The sequence below is a fragment of the Mesorhizobium sp. M0052 genome, assembly GCF_040323255.1.
Classification (GTDB): Bacteria; Pseudomonadota; Alphaproteobacteria; order Rhizobiales; family Rhizobiaceae; genus Mesorhizobium.
This window is the reverse complement of record NZ_JAMYUS010000039.1, coordinates 1-19,764: the sequence shown is the minus strand read 5'-3', so window position 1 is coordinate 19,764 and position 19,764 is coordinate 1. Positions and strand designations below refer to the sequence as shown.

Below are 19,764 nucleotides of genomic sequence, written 5' to 3'. Positions count from 1 at the left end.
GTATGCCTCCTGTATCGGGCGTGACCGTAGCGCATGACCCGGAAAACCGGAATCGGTTTTCGCCAATCGCAACAGGCTCGGATTGGTCCAAAGCGCGTTGCGTCTCAGTGCTTGAGGTGGATCGTTACCCAGCCTTCGCGGTGCAAGGTCCTGACATGGCGGAAATTCTGGCCGACATAGGCCGAGATCACCGCATTGCACTGGCGCCCGAGGATGCCGGACAGCACGATCGAGCCGCCGAGGCTGATGTGCCTCGCCATCTCAGGCGCCAGCCGCATCAGCGGCCGCGCCAATATGTTGGCGACGATGAGGTCGAAAGGCGCGCGCTTGCCGAAGATCGGGTGGTGGAAGCCGGGCGCCGTCACCGTTTCGACCAGCGCCTTGACGTGGTTGAGGCGGGCGTTGGCGGCGGCGACCCTGACGGCGATCGGATCGATGTCGGTCGCCAGCACCGGAATATGCGCCAGTTTGGCGACGGCGATCGCCAGCACCGCGCTGCCGGTGCCGAGGTCGAGGGCATTCCTGGGACGTTCGCGGCGCACGACCCGTTCCAGCATTTCGAGGCAGCCGGCAGTGGTGCCGTGATGGCCGGTGCCGAAGGCAAGGCCAGCCTCGATCTCGATGGCGAGTTCGCCGCTGTGGCGCTTCCGGCGGTCATGCGCGCCATGGACGAAGAAACGTCCGGCGCGCACCGGTTTCAGTCCCTCCAGCGAGCGCGCCACCCAGTCGATATCGGGCAGAACCTCGCGCTCGATCGGCTTCGACAGGGACAGTCCGGCAAGGCTGTCCCTTAGCCGCGCCTCAACCGCGTCGACATTGCCGTCGGTGTAGAGCGAAACCTCGTAGATGTCGCGGTCTTCATCGAGTTCGAGCACGGCGATCGGCAGGCCTTCATCCTCGAAAGCCGGCTCGAGCGCGGCAAAGATGCGGTCGGCCTCGATCTTCCCAGCGATGAAGTGGAGCCTGGTCTGACCCATCAGTTGGTCTCTTGCTTGAGCATGATCTCTGGACAACACTTTTCTGTCCGAGAAAACCGGATTCCACATTTAGGGATCATGCCTAGCCTGCTGCCAGCCGCTTCAGCTTGGCAATCGCGGTATCGGCGCTTTCGCCATAGGCGATGGTGCCCGAAAACTCGCCCTTGGCATTGAGCAGCAGCGCCGAGGCGGTGTGGTCCATCGTATAATCGCCGTCGCCGGTGTCGACCTTCTTCCAGTAGATGTTGAAGGACTTCGCCATGGCGTGCACCTTGTCGGGATCGCCCGATATGCCGACGATGCGGTCGGAGAAATTGCTGACGTAAGTGTTCATCACAGGCGGCGTGTCGCGCTCTGGATCGACGGTAACGAAGTAGGCGTTGAGGTTCTTGCCGTCGTCGCCCAGCGTCTTCAGCCAGCCGGCCATTTCGAACAAAGTGGTCGGGCAGACTTCCGGGCAATGGGTGAAGCCGAAGAAGACGATGCTGGGTTTTCCCCGGAAGGCGGCTTCGGTGATTGGCGCGCCTTTCTGGTCGACCAGCGTGAATGGCGCGCCATACGGTTCGCCACCATAGTGGCCGCGATAGAAGTCAAAGGTGAGCCAGCCGATGCCCGCCGCCATCAGAACGAGAATGCCGACCAGAATTGAACGCATCATCAGGAATTGTCCGTAGCAGAAATCATCGAGCGCCGGATCGGCGCCTCTCTGCCGGCAGTCTTAGCCGGTCGCAGGGGGCAAGGCAAAGATGCCGCGTTGCCGCAACCGGGCTGGGCGCTACCTTGCAAACAGCTGGCCCTTATCCCACCTGAGACCGGCAAACTGAACCTGAGGAGGCTCCCTTGCAAAGACGGACTGGGCAGAGACGGATTGGGCAGAAACTGATCGGCGGCGCGCTGGCCGCATGCATTGCCCTTGGCGCCGGTGCCGCAGCGGCAGAGGAAGTCGGCAAGGTCGGCGTCGATTGGGTCGGCAACGACATCATCGTCGAGGCGATCAAGGATCCCAAGATCGACGGCGTGACCTGCCATGTCTCCTATTTCGACCGCAGCGTCATCGACCGGCTGCACAAGGGCAACTGGTTCGAGGATCCGTCTGATTCCTCGATCTCCTGCCGCCAGACCGGGCCGATCACCATCGGCGACATCGACATGAGCGAGGGCGGCGAAGAGGTGTTCAAGCAAGGCATCAGCCTGATCTGGAAGAAGCAGGTGGTCAACCGCATCTACGACAAGAAGAACGAGACGCTGATCTATCTCTCGCATTCGCGCCAAGTGCAGGACGGCTCGGCGAAAATGTCGGTGACGACCGTGCCGCTGTTCGGCCAGAACGTGGTGTGGACCGGCGGCAAGCCGAAATAACGATCCTCCGGGCGCAACGCGACAATTGCTTCCGCAATTGCGCGGGGGTAAATCCGCCAGATGGACCGTACCGAAAACCTCGTCCTGAAAGATCCCGAGCCGCGCATCCATTCGACCGCGGAGCTGAAAGCGTGCAAGCTTGGCCGCTATGCCTCGATCGGCGAACGGGTGGTGCTGCGCGAGGTCAATGTCGGCGATTTCTCCTATTTCGAGCGCCACGCCGAGGCGATCTACACGACGATCGGAAAATTCTGCTCGATCGCCGCCAACAGCCGCATCAATGCCTTGGAGCATCCGATCGAGCGGATCACGCAGCACAAGCTCAGCTACCGGCCGAACGAGTATTTCCGCTGGCTGGGCGTCGACGCGGCGTTCCGCGCGCGGCGGCAGGCCAAGGCGGTCGGCATCGGCAATGATGTCTGGATCGGCCATGGCGCCGTCATCATGCCCGAGATCAGCATCGGCAATGGCGCCATCATCGGCGCCAATTCGGTGGTGACGCGGGATGTGCCGGCCTACACAATCGTCGCCGGCGTACCGGCGAAGCCGTTGCGCATGCGCTTTCCCTCCGAGATCGCGGCGCGGATCGAAAGCCTTGCCTGGTGGGACTGGCCGCCGGAGAAACTCGCCAAAGCGGTTCCCGACATGCAGGCCTTGCCGATTGAGGATTTCCTCGATCGTTGGGAGCAAGAGCATTCCTGAGAGCTCGCCGCGCGTGCGCGGTTTCATCGACTGGCTGGCCGAAATCCTGGCGCCAAAATTCTGAACGGCACGTGTCGGGAAGAGTTCCGCCGGTCTGCGGCAACGCAACGGACCCCTTCCGCCATGCGGGGGTGGCGCAGCGGAAGGGGCTTGGAGACAAATCCGCCGTGAAGCGGAACGAACAGGTTTTGGCCTGCATGGTGACTAATGGCAACAAACCGATAAGGCGGCTTTTCACGGCGCTGCGCCTTTGGCGTGCATACAATTGCACCAGCGATGCCCTCTGCGACAGGGAACCGGAAGCGGCTGCCGGTTGTTTATTGTTGGAGCGATGAATGCGGCCTTGGTCAGCTCGTCGCGCTTTGAACGGTTGAGGATGTGAATGATCGAAAAGCTGTTTACCAGAATCGCCAACACCGTTTCGCACTTGGCGGGCCTGCCGCCGACTTTCATCGCCTGTTGCGCCATCGTTATCGTCTGGGCGGTAAGCGGGCCATTCTTCGGCTTCTCCGATACGTGGCAGCTCGTCATCAACACGGGAACGACGATCATCACCTTTTTGATGGTGTTCCTGATTCAGAACACCCAGAACCGCGACGGCGCCGCGGTTCAGGCCAAGCTCGACGAACTGATCCGCGTCAGCGAGGGCCACAATCATTTCATCGGCATCGAGCACCTGACCGAATCCGAGGTCGAGGAGATCAGAGACAAATGCGAGCGGGCGGCAAAACGCCATGACCACGAGCTCGCCGAACTGGCGGGCAAGAAGGCCGTCGCGCAAAAGCGCACCGCGAAAAAACGCGCGCCCGCCTGAGTCTCGGCTTTGGCTGAGTTCGACGATCAGTTTCCCATAAAGGCCGCGAAAGCGTCCTTATGGTCGGGGTGCCAGCGCGAGAGAGCAGGCCGGTTCTCGATGATGTCGCCGATCGCCCAGGCCATGCGCTTTTCATCGGTCGGCCGCATCACCTCATTGTCGGGGCACAGGATGTAGAAGTCCCCGCGCGCCAGCGAAGCCAGCATGAAGTCGACCACCTGCTCGCCGGTCCAGGCGCCAGCGGGTTTTTCGACCGCTCCTTCGGTGAGGCCGGTGAAGGTGAAGCCGGGAATGAGAAGATGCGCCGCGACCTTCGCGCCCGGCTCGTTGCGCAATGCGTGCGCCAGGCCTTCGGTGAACGTCTTCAATGCCGATTTGGATACGTTGTAGGCGAGATTGCCGGGTGGCGTGGTGATGCCTTGCTTGGAGCCGGTGTTGATGATCAGGCCCGGCTCTCCGGAGGCCAGCATGGCCGGCGCAAAGGCCTCGACGCCATGTACGACGCCCCAGAAATTGATGTCGATCAGCCGCTTCCAGGCGTCGCCGTTCTCCCACGGTTTTCCCGGATTGTTGCCGACGCCGGCATTGTTCATCAGCAGCGATACGGCGCCGAAAGCGGCATGCGTCTTTTCCGCCAGCCGGCCGAGTTCGTCGGCCTTCGAGACGTCTGTGGCGACCGCAAGCACGGCATTCTCGCCGGCGATCGCGGCGACTGCCTGGCGGGCCGCATCGAGGCGCGCGCCGCCAATGTCGGCCAGCACCAGTCTCATGCCCATAGCCGCCAGCCTTTTGGCGGCGGCAAGCCCGATGCCGCTGGCGCCCCCGGTGATGACGGCGACGTTGCCTCGGCTGAGGGCGGGCAAAGCGGATTGGATTTCGGCGTCGGAGGTCATGATCTTTTTCCTAGGGTTCGGGTGGCGCCGAACTTAGCGCGGGACGCGCATCGTGCAAGGCCGTCCCGCGTGTTCGGGTTGACCGCATCAACGGCGGCTGTGCATGCTGCGGCTGAACAGGAGACTGCCGATTGACCGACTGGGTTGCGATCCTGAAGGAGCAGACCGCCACCGGCGACCAGATGGGCCGCGAGGTGCCACAGATGCTTGCCAATCCGGACATAAGCGAAGCGCAGGTGAAGACCTTGTTTTCGGCACTCGAAAAACAGGCCGAGTTCGTCGAGAAATTGCGCATGGCGCTGGAAAAATTCGGCCATGATTTTTCGATCATCAAGGCGGCCGAGCGGCTGGAGGAGCGCTATGCCGACCTAGCCGCGTCGGTTGCCGAAAAGCTGAAGGCGATGCGCAAGTAGAGGCGTCCTACGCTACTTTTCCAGCACCCGCGAAAAACGCGTGTCCGGAACGAACCAGACGGCGGCCACCAGCACGAAGATCGCAACGCCGATCCATTGGTTGACGAAGGCAAGCGGGACGGCGGCGGCGTAGAGGCCACCGAGATCTTGCCCTTGCGGTCATTGCCCAGCGCCTTGGCGAAGGCGGTGTCGTTGCCGTGCAAATGGTGCAGCTTGGTGGCGAGAAAGGTGTAGGCGACCGCGCACAGCACCAGGTCGATGCCATAGACGGCGACGGGGACCGGCGCGAAATGGTTCTCGCCCATGAAGGCCGTCGTTGCCGGCATCAGCGATAACCAGAACAGAAGGTTGAGGTTGGCCCACAGCACGCGGCCGTCGACCCTTTGGACGGTGTGGAACATGTTGTGCAGATTGTTCCAGTAGATGCCGACATTGATGAACGACAAGACATAGCTGAAAAAGATCGGCCACAGCGGCAGAAGCGCTGAAAAATCCTCGCCATGCGGCACTTTCAGCTCCAGCACCATGATGGTGATGATGATGGCGACCACCCCATCGGTGAATGCCTCGACTCTACCTTTTCCCATGGATTCTCCCTCTCGATGGAAAGACGTTAAGCGAGGACTTCGGGCAAGACCATCCTGACAAGGTTGTCAGGATGAAGTTCGGCGCGTGGAACGGCCATCCTTACATGGACGTTGGGGCGCAATTGGGCGTTGGGCGATTGGCCGGAGGTTGCCATGACCAGCTATGCCGAGACCACGACGCGCGACAACGGACTCGATGGCCGGCCCGCGATGGCCGCGGTTGCCGCCATGATCGCCGCGCTGTTCGCCGGCAGCACGGTGCTGACGCCGCTTTACGTCATCTACAAGCAGGCCTTCGGTTTCTCGCAGATCACGCTGACGCTGGTCTACGCCGTCTATGTCGTCGGCAATCTCGGCGCATTGCTGATGTTTGGGCGCTTGTCCGACGGCATTGGCCGCCGTCCTGCGGCGCTGGCGTCGATGGCCATAGCGGTGGTCAGCGCGGTGGTGTTCCTGCTGGCCGAGAATGTCGCATGGCTCGATGTCGCCCGCATATTGAGCGGCCTTGGCATCGGCGTCGGCGCGGGAACCGGCACGGCCTGGCTTGCCGAATTGATCGAAGGTAAGGACAAATCGCGCGCGGCAATCATCGCCACCAGCACCAACTTCGTTGGCCTTGGCCTCGGCGCGCTGGCATCGGGCCTGCTCGCCGAATATGCGCCCTGGCCGTTGAGACTAACGTTTGCGGTCTATCTTGCCTTGCTGGTGGTGGTGACGCTGCTGATCTGGCGTACCCGCGAAACCGTGTCCCGGCCGGGCAGGCTGACCGACGTTTCGTTGCGGCCACGGCTATCGGTGCCGAGCGATATCCGCGCTGCCTTCGTGGCGCCGGCGGTCACCGGTTTCGGCGCCATGGCGCTGGTCGGCTTCTATGCAGCCCTGGCGCCGAGCATCCTGGCGCAGCAACTGCATGTGGCCAACCATGCCGAGGCCGGCGCGCTGTTCTTTGAACTGTCGATCGTTGCGGCCGCGACCATTCTGGCCACGACCCGACTGTCCAGCCGCGCCGGCATGCTGGCCGCGCTGGCGCTGATGATCCCGGCCGTAGGGCTGATGGTTGCTGCTCAGTTTTTCGCGTCGATGTCCCTGATGGTTGCCGCCACCGCTGTGTGCGGCGTGGCGGCGGCGCTCGGCTATCGCGGCGGCCTGCAGGTGGTGAACCAGATCGCACCTGCCGAGCGTCGCGCCGAATTGGTGTCGGCGTTCTTCATCTGCTGCTTCTGCGGCAATGCGCTGCCGGTGATCGGCATTGGGCTGCTGTCGAGTTGGACCACTCCGACGACGGCAAGCCTGGCGTTCGCCGGCATGATCACGCTGTTCTCTGTCGTAGCGCTGGGGTTCGGCGTCAAATACGCGCGCTGAGCCTCACCCGTTTGGCGTCTCGGGCGCCATGTTTGCCCGTCCGCGCGGGATGCCGAGGCCGGTGTCGGGCGGCTCGCCGGCGGCCGGCCGGTCCTCGATCATGTGCATGGTGCGCCAGCGGCCGAAGCGATAATAGGCGGCGGCCAGCACCAGCGAGGTGATCGATCCCGCCGGAAAACTCCACCACAGCGCTTCCTCGCCGATGTAGGTCCTGAAGAAGTAGGCAAAGCCGGTACGCACGACCAGCACGGAAATCACCAGAATGATCAGCGGCGGCATCACGGCACCGGTGGCGCGCACGGTGGCGAACAGCACGATGGTGACGCCGAACAGGATGAACGACCAGGACGCCACCTTGTTGATGTGGGCTGCAATGTCGATTGCGGTGCTGTCGCCGCTGAGGAACAGGCCGAGCACCGGCCTGTCGAAGAAGAACAGCAGCGCCACCAGGGCGCCGGTGAGCACCAGGTTGAAGCCGACGCCGGACGCCGCGATGCGACCGATGCGGTCCCAGCGCCCGGCGCCGACATTCTGGGCCGCCATCGACGAGACTGCGGCTCCGATCGCCAGTGCAGGCATCTGGATATAGGTCCACAGCTGCGCCGCGATGCCGTAGGCGGCGGCGACCTGCGAGCCGTAGGAGTTGACGATGCCCATGACGGTCAGCGCCGCCGCCGAAATGACGATCATCTGCAGGCCCATCGGCACGCCCTTGAAGACGACGATCCTGAGCAGCGCCGGATCCGGCCGCAGCAGAGCGAGGTTGGCGCCGGCGAGCCGCAGCGGATGCTTTCTGGCATAAAGCACGACGAGGATGGCGATCACGCTCACTGTCTGGCCGATCAGCGTCGAGGTGGCGGAGCCGGCGATGCCGAGCTCGGGGAAGGGGCCGATGCCGCGAATGAGCAGCGGATTGAGGATGATGTCGAGCACGACGGCGAGCGCCATGAAGAAGAATGGCGTGCGCGAATCACCCGCACCGCGCAGCACCGTCATCACGAAGGACAGAAGATTCATCATCGGCACGGCGACGAAGATGATACGCAGATAGGAGCGCGCCAGCGGCAGCGCATCGGGCGGGGTGCCCAGTGTGTTGAGGATGGCGTCGACCCAGATCCAGCCGCAGACGGCGAAGATAGCCGAGACGAGGAAGAAGAAGCTGGCGCTGGTGCCGACGATGCGCCGCGCCTCGGGCAGGTCGCGGGCGCCGACCGATTGCGCCACCAGGATGGTCGCGGCCATGCCGATCCCGAACACGGTGCCGAGAATCAGGAACAGCACCAGATTGGCGTTTGAGGTCGCCGTCAGCGCCGATTCACCGAGGAAGCGGCCGACCCAGACGGCGTTGATCGAACCGTTGAGCGACTGCAGCACATTGGAACCGAGCACCGGAAGCGCGAACAACAGCAGCGTGCGAGGGATTGGGCCGCTGGTGAGATCGCCGGTGCGCCGGCGCGGTGGTATTTTTTCGTCCATGGGCTGTTCGGCGAAGGTTCATCTCAAAGTCCGCCCGGCAATGATCGCCGATTTAACGGACAAGGTCGATGCGGCATCGGAACATCACGCTTAACGCGGCTGAGGCGATCAGGTTCTCAAAGCTTGCGTAATGGGCTATGGGTCATCGCCGCGAGGGGCCGCAAACCGGGGGGATCATGTCCGACAATCCATTATTTTCCGAGCGCCTGAATAGGCGCGCGTTTCTGGGAGCATCCGCTTTGGGTGCCGCTGCCATGGCACTTTCGGCCTGCACAACCACTGATGTGGCAGTACCGCCGACGCCGGCGCCGGCACCCGCACCCGAGCCCGCTTTCGGCGATGCCGCCACCATGTATTCGGCGCGCGTCGATGAGGGCTTTTCATTGCCGGCAATCCCCGTCGCCAAGCTCGATCCGAAATTCGTGCGCCAGATCGTGGACGATCCGACCGGCGAAAAACCCGGCACGATCGTCGTCGATACATCCGAGCATTTTCTGTATCTGGTGCGCGACGGCGGCAAGGCAATGCGCTATGGCGTCAGCCTCGGCAAGGCCGGGTTTGGCTGGACCGGCAGCGCCGTGATCCAGGCGCGCAAGAAATGGCCGGTGTGGACGCCGCCGCCCGAAATGATCCAGCGCCGGCCGGAACTGGCGAAATACAAGGACGGCATGCCGCCCGGACCGCAGAGCCCGCTCGGTGCGCGCGCGCTCTATCTGTTCCGCGACGGCAAGGACACGATGTACCGGCTGCACGGCACGCCGGAATGGGATTCCATCGGCAAGAACGCGTCGTCAGGCTGCGTGCGCTTCATGAACCAGGACATCATCGACCTCTACAGCCGGGTCAACGGCGTAGCCCAGGTCTATGTGCGCCCGAACCTGTCGGCCGCGGGCAAGATCATGGCTGTGTCAAGCCGGACCGCCGAGCCGATCGATGCCGGCGTGCCAAGGGATGCGGAGATTTTGAAATAGGTGCCTTCACGGCATCGCTGATCGCCGACAAACGGTTAGAGGCGGACGCGCCGGGCGCGTCCGCCTCTCCGTATACGGCTACTTCTTGGCGAGGCCCGGAAGCGTGACCTGATAGACCAGGAACATGGTATCGACATCGGCGCCGTCTTCGGCCTTGTAGGGCGCGCCGACCTGAAAACCGTCCTCGGTGAGAAAGTCGTTATCGTTGCCGACGAACAGGAAATAGTCGTCGGGCAGCGCCGGATCGAGCACGCTGACCACCGACATTGCTTCCCACTTCTCCGACAGATTGTTCTTGTCGTTGGGCTTGCCGTCATGCAGGCCGAAACGGCCGAGTTCCTTGTTGTCGTTGATGTCGATGAACGGCGTCAGCTTGGCCGGCGTCACCGAGGGGTCGAGCACGCCCTTGGGCGCCAGCGGCTTGTCGGCGGCATCGAAGGCGCCGCCGGCAATGTCGGTGGCGCCAGAGACGTCGACGACGAAAATCTGGCGCAGCAGCGAAGTATCGCCCTTCACCCCCTGGCCGTTTCCGCTGTCGCGCGCCAGCATCAGGAAGGTCTTGTCGGACAGCGCCACGATTTCGCTCTGCGCGGCGACCTTGGTCTTGTCCTTGGCGTCCTTGAACACCGGCAGCGGCACGGCATATTCATGCACCAGCTTGAGATGGGCCGGGTCGGAGGCGTCGTAGACCAGCGCGCGGGTGTTCTGGCGCGTCGCGGGCGAATCGCCGCCATCCTGGCGGGGCGCCGACTGCAGCACAGTGATCAGCGACTTGCCGTCCGGCGTCAGCGCCATGCCTTCGAGGCCTTGATTGTTCTGGCGGCCGGTTTCGGGATCCTTCGGATCGGGTTCGGCTGCACCGGGGCCCGGATTGTCGGAGGCGAAGTTCGGCGCGCCCTTGCGCATCGGCACCAAAGCGGCGGGCGGCTGCGTTGCCGACAAAAGATGGCCGTCGGCCGAGAAGCGGTAGATGTTGGGGCCGTATTCGTCAGAGATGAACATGGTGCCGTCGGGCAGCCGCGCGATCGCCTCATTGTCGAGCGCCAGCTTGCCATTGGCCTCGGGCAGGATCGGCAGGTCGCCATTGGCCGCGCGCACGCCGTTGAGCGGATCGAGGCCGGTGGCGTCAGCGCCCTTGTCGTCGGTGAGGAGCAGGGAATCGGCAAGCGTCGCCTTGACGCCTGTCTGTTCCTGGCCGGAGGTGGGCGTGGCGCCCAGTGCGGTCGGCGTGAACTCGATGCGAATAGTGTTGAGGCGCGGCCGGTAATCGGTGGTGCCGACGACATTGTAGCCACGGTCCGGCAGCAACCAGAGCGAGCCCTTGTAGCCGTCCGCGCCACGGGTCCAGCTTGCGGCGTCGATGGACATGCCGGAGCCGGAGCCGAAGGTCTCGCCGAACTTGTCCTTCTGATCGGCCGGGATGCGGCCGACGCCGACCAGGCCCTTGTTGACGAAGCCGCCAACGGTGGCGGTGCTGTCGGCAAGGGCAGGGGTCAGGGCGGTAAACAGCGCCAGCGCGGCGCCGAGCGACACGGTTCGGTGCGAGATTTTCATGGAGATCCTTTTTGTGACAAGCCTTGAGCGGCGCAAAGGGGCCACCGCATCGCATCGACGATGTCGCCCTCTCGCAAAGCGGTCTAGGACGCGAACATGATACTTGCGTGACAGAGAGGGCCTCTTCCTTCTCCCTTGTAGAGAGGGAAGAGCGCAATGATCAATCGCTGTCGCGGGCGATCAGTTCCAGCGGCCAGACTTCGCGGATGATGCGCGGACCTTCCGGGCCGGCAAAGGCGGGAAGCGAGGCCAGCAGCATTTCGGCCAGCCGCCGGCCCATCGGCTCCAGCGACGGACGGAAGGCGGTCAGCGCCGGCGAGAAATAACGGCAGAGCGGCGTGTCGACGATGACGATCACCGCGATGTCGTGGCCGGGCCTGATGCCCATCTCGGCCAGTGCCTTGCAGCCGCCGAGCGCCATTGCGTCATTGTTGAAGATGATGGCTGTGGGCCGGTCCTTGGAGAGCATCACGCGCGGCGTCACCTGGTAGCCTCCGGCCTCGTTGATGAAGCCGTCGGCGATCAGGCCGGGGTCGACTTCGATGCCATGCCGCCCCAGCGCCTTGCGGTAGCCGTCGAGGAACAGGTAGCCGAAGTTGAGATCCAGCGAAGGGCGGATGGCGGCAATGCGGCGGTGGCCGCGCGCGACCAGCCGGTCGACGGCTTCATCACCCGCCCTCTCGAAATCGATATCGAGCGAAGGATAGGTGTCGTCGCCGGATTGACTTCGGCCAAGCGTGGCGAAGGGAAAGCCAGCCTTGCTGAGATAGTCGATCCGATCGTCTTCCCGCCGTGTATTGGCCAACACGACCGCGTCGGCTCGGCGCGTCTCAACCACGCGGCGCAGCCTCTCCTGCTGATATTGGCCGGGCTCGCCCATGACGACCATCAGATCCAGGTCATCCTCGGCCAGTCGGCCCTGCAGACCGATCAGGAACGGGATGAAGAAGGGTTCGCCATATTGCTGGTCGCCCGGATGCGGCTGCAGCATGAAGGCGATCGAATGGGTGGTGCCTTGCCGCAGACTGCGGCCGGACTGGTTGGGCGAATAGTTCAATTGCTTGGCGGCGGCGAGCACGCGCTGGCGGGTGTCGGCATTGACGTCGGCGCGGCCGTTCAGCGCCCGCGACACGGTGCCGATCGAAATGTTCAGGTGACGCGCAAGGTCATGGATGCTGGACGCCAAGGACAGTTCTCCCCCTGTCTTGGCTAGCACCGGCTGCCGCCCAGGCCAAGGCTTCGGGATGATTTTCGCTGGCAGCCGATTGACATTCTACGCCATCGGGTGTGTTCTCGTAAACGTTTACGGAGAAACGTTTACGGTGGTGCCGGAAATGCCGTGACATTCGGTCTGGAGGGACCGGACGGGAGGAATGCCGGATGATGAATGCCGTCCTCGTCGGCTGTGGTGCGATGAGCAAGGCCTGGCTCGATGCCGCGAGGCAGATCGACGGGCTGGCCATTGTCGGCTTGGTCGATCTCGACGCAGAACGGGCGAAGGCGAGGGCGCGCGAATACGGGCTCGACGGCGCGGTAATCGGCACCAGCCTCGACGCGGTGCTCGACCAGACCAGGCCCGACGCGGTGTTCGATGTCGTGGTTCCAGCCGCCCGGCGTGATGTCGCCTTTGCCGCCTTTGCCCATAATTGCCATCTGCTGACGGAAAAGCCGCTGGCCGATACTCCGGAAAATGCGCGCGCCATCGTCGATGCGGCACGTAACGCGGGGCGTATCCATGCGGTCGTGCAGAACCGCCGCTACGTCGCCAATGTCCGGCGCATCAGGCGCTTTCTCGACTCCGGCGCCATCGGCAAGCCAACCAGCATCCATGCCGATTTCTTCGTCGCGCCGCATTTCGGCGGCTTTCGCGAGGAGATGGCGCATGTGCTTTTGCTCGACATGGCGATCCACACATTCGACGCCGCCCGCTACATGGTCGCAGGCGATCCCGCCGGCGTCTTTTGCCAGGAATGGGAGCCGGCGAATTCCTGGTACCGGCAGGGATCGTCGGCCAGCGCTATCTTCGATCTCGGCGGCGGCAAGGTGTTCACCTATGCAGGCTCTTGGTGCGCGGCGGGCTTCCGCACCAGCTGGGAGAGCACGTGGCGCATCGTCGCCGAGCACGGCAGCCTGGTCTGGGACGGCGAGGACGGACTGAAGGCCGAAGTTGTGTTGTCGGTCCGCGACGGCCTGTTCGACCTGACCCAGCCCATCACAGTACCGCCGCTCGATTCCGCCGACCGCGTCGGCGGTCATCTCGGCATCATCAAGGATTTCATCCACGCCATCGAGACCGGCAGCGAGCCGGAAACCCGTGGCAGCGACAACATCAAAAGCCTGGCCATGGTTTTTGGCGCCATCGAAAGCGCCGAGACCGGACGGCGCGTCGCAATCACACAGGAAGCATCATGATGCCAAACCCGCTTCTCGACATCCGCATCGGCACCATGGTGCGGGCCAATCTCGAAGACCCGGCCGCCTACATCAAAGAGATTCTGCCGCTCGGCTTCGAGAGCATCCAGCCCTTCTTCTGGCAGACGCTGGGCGGCAAGGATTTGGCGCGGCTCGCCGGTGAGATTGGCGAGGCGATCGGCGATGCCGATGTCGCCGTGTCGTCGATCGGCGTGTTCGGCAATCCGCTGGAGGATGGCGAGGTCGATCGCGGCGTGCTCGCGGCCTGGGAAACCGTCATCGACAATGCGCATCTGTTCGGCGCTTCGATCGTCAGCGGCTTCACCGGACGTCTGCGTGGCAAGAAGCTGACAGACAGCCTGCCGCGCTTCCGAGAGGTTTGGGGTCCGCTGGCCAGGCGCGCCGCAGACAAGGGCGTGCGCATCGCCTTCGAAAATTGCGCCATGGATGGCAACTGGGCGGCCGGCGACTGGAACATCGCCCACAATCCCGATGCCTGGGAGTTGATGTTCAACGAATTGCCCGACGACAATCTCGGCCTCGAATGGGAGCCCTGCCACCAGCTTGTCTACCTCATCGACCCGATGCCGCAGATCCGCAAATGGGCGCCGCGCATTTTCCATGTCCACGGCAAGGACGCGACGGTGCGCTGGGATGTGATCCGCGAGCACGGCGTGTTCGGCAAGCTGCCCTTCGTGCAGATGCGCACGCCCGGGTTTGGCGACAGCGACTGGACGCGGGTGATCAGCGAATTGCGGCTGGCCGGTTACAAGGGCGCCATCGACATCGAGGGCTGGCACGACCCGGTCTATCGCGGCGACCTCGAAATCACAGGCCAGGTGCGCGGGCTGGAATACCTCAAGCAATGCCGGGGAGGAGCGACCTACCTGCCGAACCCGGCGTGACCGAGGGCCGGTGGGAGGAGCCGGCCTGACAGATTGCCAAGCACTGCCGACAAGCACTGCCGACAGGCGAACGACGAAACCCCTCGGCTCACCGAGGACAAAAGGGAGGAACGTGCATGAGCATCGCAATGAGAACGACACTTCTGCGCTCGACCGTCGTGGCCGCCGCCACGGCGCTGTGCGCTGCCATCTCCACTCTGCCGGCGCAGGCGCTCGACGCCCAGTGGTGCAAGGATGTCCACATCCGCTTTTTCGTCGGCGGCGCCGAGGGCGACGCTTTCGGCACCATCGTCTACAATGGCGCCAAGCAGGCGGCGTCCGATCTCGGGCCGAAGGTCGACTACATCTTCTCGCAGTGGGACGTCGAGAAGATGGTGCAGCAATTGCGTGAGGCCGTCGCCGTGAAGCCAAACGGCATTGCCATGATGGGCCATCCGGGCGACGCCGCGATCATGCCGCTGGCCGAACAGGCGCATAAGGACGGCATCAAGATGATGTACCAGAACGTGCCGGTGCCGAAGGTGGTGGACGCGTTCGGCGGCGGCTATGTCGGCGCCCAGCAGGAGCAGCAGGGCCGCGCGCTCGGCACTGAGGCGTTCAAGCTCGGGAAGCTCAAGTCCGGCGACAAGGCGATCATGATCGGTCCGTTCGAGAACGAGGCCCGCGGCGCGCGCGAGCGCGGCACGGTGGCAGCACTCAAGGAAGCCGGCGTCGAGGTCATCCAGCTGTCGTCGCCGCCGAGCGGCGAATGGGCGTCCGACCCCAATCTGGCGATACCGGTGATCACCGCGGCCCTGCTCAACAATCCCGACGTCAAGGCGGTCGGCTATCCCGGCGGCCAGATGCTGGGCAACGTCGCCACCTACATGCAGGCGGCAGGACGCAAGCCCGGCGACATCTTCAACTTCGGCTTCGATACCAGCCCGCAGATCGTCGAGGCGTTCAAGGGCGGCTGGGTGCAGCTGACGGCTGATCAGCAGCCGTTTCTGCAAGGCTATCTGCCGATCCTCAGCCTTTGCCAGCAGGTGGTGCTGGGCCTGGCGCCGATGAATGTCGACACCGGGGCGGGCTTCGTCACGCCGCAGAATTACGAGATCGTCGCCGAGCTCGCCAAGCAGGCGCTGCGCTGACCTCCCAAACTGCCGGCTGGGCGCAAGCCCGGCCGGCAGGACCGCCGGCACCAGGCCGGGATGATACCACAGGAGCGAGGATCGCCATGGCCGAACGCATCATCGAACTGCGCGACATCAGCAAATCCTATGGCCAGGTCTATGCGCTGGGCGGGGTCAATCTCTCGGTCGACCGCGGCGAGGTGGTTGGCCTGATCGGCGACAATGGCGCCGGCAAATCGACGCTGATCAAGATCCTGTCCGGCGTCGTCAAGCCGACCAGCGGCGAGATCCTGGTGCGCGGCAAGCCGGTGACCGGCTGGAGTGCGGCACGCTCGCGCGACGCCGGCATCGAGACGGTCTTCCAGGATCGGGCGCTGGCCGTGCAGCAGACCATTGTGCGCAACATCTTCATGGGCCGCGAACTCACCGGCTTCATGGGCTTTCTGAAGGTCAATAAAGAGATAGAGGAGGCGAGCCGGCTGATGCGCGAGATCGGCTTCACCTCGAAGGTGTTCACGCCGCACTCGATCGTCGGCCAGCTCTCGGGCGGCGAGCGCCAGGGCGTGGCGATCGCGCGCGCCATCTACAAGCAGGCCGAGCTGATCATCCTTGACGAGCCGACGACGGCGCTGTCGCTGACCGAGACCGCCAAGGTCTTCCATTTCGTGCGCCAGGTGCGGGCGAGCGGCCGTTCGATCCTGTTCATCGGCCACAACATCCACCATGTCTTCGACATCGCCGACCGCTTCGTGGTGATTGACCGCGGCAAGGTGGCGCTGACCGCCGATCGCACCGAGGTCAAGTCGGCCGAAGAGCTGATCAATTTCATGGAAGACGTTGCGCATCCCGGAGGATTGCCGGGGCTGCACGAGGCCGGCGACGCGGAGAGGGCAGCACGATGAGCAAGACCATGGAACCCGATCTGCAGAGCCCGCTCGGCGGCAAGGCGGCCCGGCCTGAGTGGAAGCACCCGTCCGACCATTGGCTGCGCGGTTTCGTCATCGACAACCGCGCAGCGCTCGGCACGCTCGCCGTGTTCATCATCATGATGGCGGCGTTCCTGATCGCCAACCCGACCGTGTTCACCACCTGGTATCTCTACAGATCCGTGCTGACCACGCTGCCGGTTGCCCTGTTCGTGGTGGTGCCGCTGGTCTTCGTCGTCACCTGCGGCGAGATCGACCTGTCGTTTCCCGCAACCATGGGCTTTGCCTCCTGGGTGTTCGCGCTGGTGGTGCAGGCCGGCTACGATCCGTTTCTCGGCATCGCAGCGGCGATTCTCACCGGCACGCTGCTCGGCTTTCTCGTCGGATCCCTGGTCGTTTATGGCGGGCTGTCGTCGCTGATCGCCACCCTCGGCATGAATTTCCTGCTGCGGGGACTGATCCAGATCATCAACGAGGGCAGATCGACGGCATTGACCGGTCTCAGCGACAGCTGGGCGTACACCATCTTCTCCGGTCAGGTGTGGGGTTTTCCGGTACAGGTCTTATGGGCACTCGCCTTCGTCATTTTTTCGGCAATGCTCTACAACCGGCACCGCTTCGGCGCGCAGGTGAGGGTCGTCGGCGACAACCCCGACAGCGCCCAGCAAATGGGCATCGACGTCAAGCGTGTGCGGGTGAAAGTGTTCATCTTCACCGGCATCGGGGCCGCGATCGCCGGCACGTTTTCGGTGATGATCAACTTCACCTGGTGGCCGACCGCGGGCGACGGCTATCTCTTGCCGGTGCTGGCTTCGGTGTTCGTCGGCGGCACGCCGACCTGGGGCGGCATCGGTACGGTTGCCGGTGGAGCGATCGGCGCGGTCACCGTGTCGTTCATCCAGACCGGCGTCGTGGCGGCGGGCCTGAGCGGCTTCTACGTCCAGTTCTTCAACGGGCTGATCATCATCCTGTCGCTGCTGGGGCACAAGTGGAACCAGGCGCGGTACAGGTGAGGGGCGGGCTAAATTGACGGGGACGCTCATGTTGCGGACCGCATGCCCCGACGACTGGGCAGACGCCCGTCGCTTCGTCATTCTAAGGCGGAGCAGGAGCGAAGCTCCGTCGCGTAGACCCTGGAATCCATTCCGCGACCTTGGCGTGCAGCTGCGCAGGATTCCGCACCGTGGCAACGCGTTGAAGACGCGGGATGGATCCTCGGGTCTACGCTGCGTCGCTACGCTCCTTGCTCCGCCCGTGGATGACGAGGCGGGGAGGGCTCCGCCAGACTACAACAATGTGGTCGCTTGTAGGACAACAGGACAAGCGGGCGCTCACACCGCCGCCACAAACCCGTCCAGCACGCGTTTCTGGCCGGCCTTGTCGAAGTCGATGGTCAGCTTGTTGCCTTCGATGTTGGAGATGTTGCCGTTGCCGAATTTCTGGTGGAAGACGCGGTCGCCGACGCTGAAGGGCGACGGCGTGTCGGCGACGGATTTGGCGACCAGTTCGCCGTCAATGGTGCGGCCTTTGACGCTGGTTCGGCCGGCGCCGTAGCCGGAGTCGGTCTCGCCATAGCCGATGCGCTCGACCTGGTGGCCGGAGCGCGAGCCCCAGTTGCGGTCGGTCGCCTCGGTGCGGTTGGCCTGCGCGCGCTGCCAGCCGGGCGTCGCATAGGTGTTGGAGAAGGCGCCGGATTTTTCCGCGCCGACATTGTCGAAGCGCGAGGCGCCGTAGGGGTTCTGCCGCCCTGCGCCCTGGCCGCCACGGCCCGACGCGAACGAACCGCCGCCATAGGAATTGCCGTAGCCGCCATAGGAGTTGCCGCTTTCGGCGACCTCGACATGGGCTTCCGGCAGTTCGTCCAGAAAGCGCGACGGGATGGTCGACTGCCACAGGCCGTGGATGCGGCGGTTGGAGACGAACCACAGATGCAGGTTCTTCTTGGCCCGGGTCAGGCCGACATAGGCGAGACGGCGCTCTTCCTCCAGGCCGGAGCGGCCGCCTTCGTCCAGCGCGCGTTGGTGCGGGAACAGGCCTTCCTCCCAGCCGGGGAGGAACACGGTCTCGAATTCGAGGCCCTTGGCCGAATGCAGCGTCATGATGTTGACGGCGTCAAGCTCGGCGTTCTGCTCGGCGTCCATGACCAGGGCGACATGTTCGAGGAAGGAGCGCAGCGATTCATACTCCTCCATGGAGCGGATAAGCTCTTTCAGGTTTTCCAGCCGGCCCGGCGCCTCGACCGAGCGGTCGTTCTTCCACATGTCGGTGTAGCCGCTCTCCTCCAGAATGGTCTCGGCGAGTTCGGTGTGCGGCGTGGTTTCCAGCGCCTTCTGCCAGCGCTCGAAATTGGCCGCCACTTCGCGCAAGGCCGCGCGGGGGTTGGGCTTCAGCTCGTCGCTTTCTGCGAGCTTGGCGGCTGCCTCCAGCATCGGGATGCGCAAGCTCCGCGCCGTGTCGTGGATCTGGCGGATGGTGGCTTCACCCAGGCCGCGCTTGGGGACATTGACGATGCGCTCGAAGGCGAGGTCGTCGGCGCCCTGCGCGACGACGCGGAAGAAGGCCAGTGCATCGCGGATTTCCATGCGCTCATAGAAGCGCGGGCCGCCGATGACGCGGTAGTTGAGGCCGAGCGTGACGAAGCGATCCTCGAATTCGCGCATCTGGAAGGAGGCGCGGACCAGGATGGCCATATCATTGAGCTTGTGCTTGGCACGCTGGTAGGTCTCGATGGTCTCGCCGACGGCGCGCGCCTCCTCCTCGGAATCCCAGGCGGCGTGGACATGCACCTTCTCGTCGTCCTCGGCGACCTTCTCGGTGAACAGCGTCTTGCCGAAGCGGCCCTCATTGTGGGCGATGAGGTGCGAGGCAGTGCCGAGGATGTGCGCGGTCGAGCGATAATTGCGCTCCAGACGGATGATGGTGGCGCCGGGAAAATCCTTGTCGAAGCGCAGGATGTTGTCGACCTCGGCGCCACGCCAGCCATAGATCGATTGGTCGTCGTCGCCGACGCAGCAAATATTCACGCTCACGGGCTGTTCCGCGCCTGCCGGCGCGGGCCCTCGCAACGGCTCGGACGCCCGGTCGGGCATGCGGCCTTTGGCCGAGCGCGCTTTACCCTCCCCTGGATGGGGAGGGTCGCCGCGAAGCGGCGGGGAGGGGTGACTGGCGCCGGCGCTGCCACCCCCACTCGCGGCCCGGCCGCGGGGGGCCCCCCCCCCGGGGGGGGGGGGGGGGGGTTTGGGGGCGCCCCCCGCGGCCCAGGTTTTGGGGGGGGTTGGGGGGGGGGGGGGTGGGGGTTTTT

The 19,764-nt window shown here is 64.2% G+C and carries 19 protein-coding genes; 11 read left to right on the top strand and 8 right to left on the bottom strand.

Annotated elements, in window-relative coordinates:
- Positions 1 to 104 precede the first annotated feature (104 nt).
- Positions 105 to 977, bottom strand: a complete 873-nt coding sequence (locus NKJ77_RS31165) for a 50S ribosomal protein L11 methyltransferase (RefSeq protein WP_023832876.1) — start codon at positions 975 to 977, stop codon at positions 105 to 107.
- 82 nt (positions 978 to 1,059) lie between these two features.
- On the bottom strand, positions 1,060 to 1,635 hold the full coding sequence (locus NKJ77_RS31160) for an SCO family protein (protein WP_023697009.1): 576 nt from the start codon (positions 1,633 to 1,635) through the stop codon (positions 1,060 to 1,062).
- Between the two features lie 182 nt (positions 1,636 to 1,817).
- Here NKJ77_RS31160 and NKJ77_RS31155 point away from each other — a divergent pair, with 182 nt between their 5' ends.
- The 3 genes from NKJ77_RS31155 (at position 1,818) to NKJ77_RS31145 (ending at position 3,852) form a co-directional block, all read left to right on the top strand.
- Complete coding sequence (locus NKJ77_RS31155; protein ID WP_023753104.1) at positions 1,818 to 2,336, top strand: CreA family protein; 519 nt, start codon at positions 1,818 to 1,820, stop codon at positions 2,334 to 2,336.
- Positions 2,337 to 2,396: 60 nt separating this feature from the next.
- Positions 2,397 to 3,038 (top strand): LbetaH domain-containing protein, encoded by a 642-nt coding sequence (locus tag NKJ77_RS31150; protein ID WP_023733062.1) that lies wholly within the window; start codon positions 2,397 to 2,399, stop codon positions 3,036 to 3,038.
- 382 nt (positions 3,039 to 3,420) lie between these two features.
- Complete coding sequence (locus NKJ77_RS31145) at positions 3,421 to 3,852, top strand: low affinity iron permease family protein (RefSeq protein ID WP_023750938.1); 432 nt, start codon at positions 3,421 to 3,423, stop codon at positions 3,850 to 3,852.
- A 26-nt stretch (positions 3,853 to 3,878) separates the two neighbouring features.
- Here NKJ77_RS31145 and NKJ77_RS31140 read toward each other — a convergent pair whose 3' ends face one another.
- A complete protein-coding gene (locus NKJ77_RS31140; protein WP_023682121.1) occupies positions 3,879 to 4,745 on the bottom strand; it encodes an SDR family NAD(P)-dependent oxidoreductase in 867 nt (288 codons plus the stop codon).
- A 131-nt stretch (positions 4,746 to 4,876) separates the two neighbouring features.
- Between NKJ77_RS31140 and NKJ77_RS31135 the strand changes: the two genes are divergently transcribed.
- A complete protein-coding gene (locus NKJ77_RS31135) occupies positions 4,877 to 5,158 on the top strand; it encodes a hypothetical protein (protein ID WP_023668298.1) in 282 nt (93 codons plus the stop codon).
- Here the strand turns inward: NKJ77_RS31135 and NKJ77_RS31130 are convergent.
- Complete coding sequence (locus NKJ77_RS31130) at positions 5,104 to 5,745, bottom strand: TMEM175 family protein (RefSeq protein ID WP_352536283.1); 642 nt, start codon at positions 5,743 to 5,745, stop codon at positions 5,104 to 5,106. The two genes, NKJ77_RS31135 and NKJ77_RS31130, sit on opposite strands and share 55 nt — an antisense overlap.
- A gap of 153 nt (positions 5,746 to 5,898) precedes the next feature.
- Between NKJ77_RS31130 and NKJ77_RS31125 the strand changes: the two genes are divergently transcribed.
- Positions 5,899 to 7,107 (top strand): MFS transporter, encoded by a 1,209-nt coding sequence (locus NKJ77_RS31125; RefSeq protein ID WP_023705538.1) that lies wholly within the window; start codon positions 5,899 to 5,901, stop codon positions 7,105 to 7,107.
- Between the two features lie 3 nt (positions 7,108 to 7,110).
- Here the strand turns inward: NKJ77_RS31125 and NKJ77_RS31120 are convergent, their stop codons facing one another.
- The gene (locus NKJ77_RS31120; RefSeq protein ID WP_023705537.1) at positions 7,111 to 8,583 is read right to left on the bottom strand and encodes an MATE family efflux transporter; all 1,473 of its coding nucleotides are present in this window, start codon (positions 8,581 to 8,583) and stop codon (positions 7,111 to 7,113) included.
- A 176-nt stretch (positions 8,584 to 8,759) separates the two neighbouring features.
- Between NKJ77_RS31120 and NKJ77_RS31115 the strand changes: the two genes are divergently transcribed.
- Complete coding sequence (locus tag NKJ77_RS31115) at positions 8,760 to 9,554, top strand: L,D-transpeptidase (protein WP_023705536.1); 795 nt, start codon at positions 8,760 to 8,762, stop codon at positions 9,552 to 9,554.
- Between the two features lie 78 nt (positions 9,555 to 9,632).
- Here NKJ77_RS31115 and NKJ77_RS31110 read toward each other — a convergent pair whose 3' ends face one another.
- Positions 9,633 to 11,108: an esterase-like activity of phytase family protein gene (locus tag NKJ77_RS31110; RefSeq protein ID WP_023832877.1), complete on the bottom strand. Its 1,476-nt coding sequence runs from the start codon at positions 11,106 to 11,108 to the stop codon at positions 9,633 to 9,635.
- 160 nt (positions 11,109 to 11,268) lie between these two features.
- On the bottom strand, positions 11,269 to 12,294 hold the full coding sequence (locus NKJ77_RS31105; RefSeq protein WP_023697001.1) for a LacI family DNA-binding transcriptional regulator: 1,026 nt from the start codon (positions 12,292 to 12,294) through the stop codon (positions 11,269 to 11,271).
- A gap of 194 nt (positions 12,295 to 12,488) precedes the next feature.
- On the opposite strand from NKJ77_RS31105, the gene NKJ77_RS31100 reads away from it, so the two are divergent.
- The 5 genes from NKJ77_RS31100 to NKJ77_RS31080 all read left to right on the top strand — a co-directional run bounded on the left by NKJ77_RS31100 (position 12,489) and on the right by NKJ77_RS31080 (position 17,476).
- A complete protein-coding gene (locus NKJ77_RS31100) occupies positions 12,489 to 13,520 on the top strand; it encodes a Gfo/Idh/MocA family protein (RefSeq protein WP_023832878.1) in 1,032 nt (343 codons plus the stop codon).
- The gene (locus NKJ77_RS31095) at positions 13,517 to 14,425 is read left to right on the top strand and encodes a sugar phosphate isomerase/epimerase family protein (RefSeq protein ID WP_023832879.1); all 909 of its coding nucleotides are present in this window, start codon (positions 13,517 to 13,519) and stop codon (positions 14,423 to 14,425) included. The genes NKJ77_RS31100 and NKJ77_RS31095 overlap by 4 nt, the downstream gene beginning before the upstream one ends.
- Positions 14,426 to 14,541: 116 nt before the next feature.
- Complete coding sequence (locus tag NKJ77_RS31090) at positions 14,542 to 15,555, top strand: substrate-binding domain-containing protein (RefSeq protein WP_023699592.1); 1,014 nt, start codon at positions 14,542 to 14,544, stop codon at positions 15,553 to 15,555.
- Between the two features lie 86 nt (positions 15,556 to 15,641).
- On the top strand, positions 15,642 to 16,439 hold the full coding sequence (locus tag NKJ77_RS31085; RefSeq protein WP_023668308.1) for an ATP-binding cassette domain-containing protein: 798 nt from the start codon (positions 15,642 to 15,644) through the stop codon (positions 16,437 to 16,439).
- Positions 16,436 to 17,476 carry an ABC transporter permease gene (locus tag NKJ77_RS31080; protein WP_023682111.1) on the top strand — a complete coding sequence of 347 codons (1,041 nt, stop codon included), beginning with the start codon at positions 16,436 to 16,438 and terminating at the stop codon, positions 17,474 to 17,476. Before NKJ77_RS31085 ends, NKJ77_RS31080 begins: the two co-directional genes overlap by 4 nt.
- 318 nt (positions 17,477 to 17,794) lie before the next feature.
- Here the strand turns inward: NKJ77_RS31080 and NKJ77_RS31075 are convergent, their stop codons facing one another.
- Positions 17,795 to 19,492, bottom strand: a complete 1,698-nt coding sequence (locus tag NKJ77_RS31075) for an ATP-dependent helicase (protein WP_352536282.1) — start codon at positions 19,490 to 19,492, stop codon at positions 17,795 to 17,797.
- Between the last annotated feature and the right edge of the window lie 272 nt (positions 19,493 to 19,764).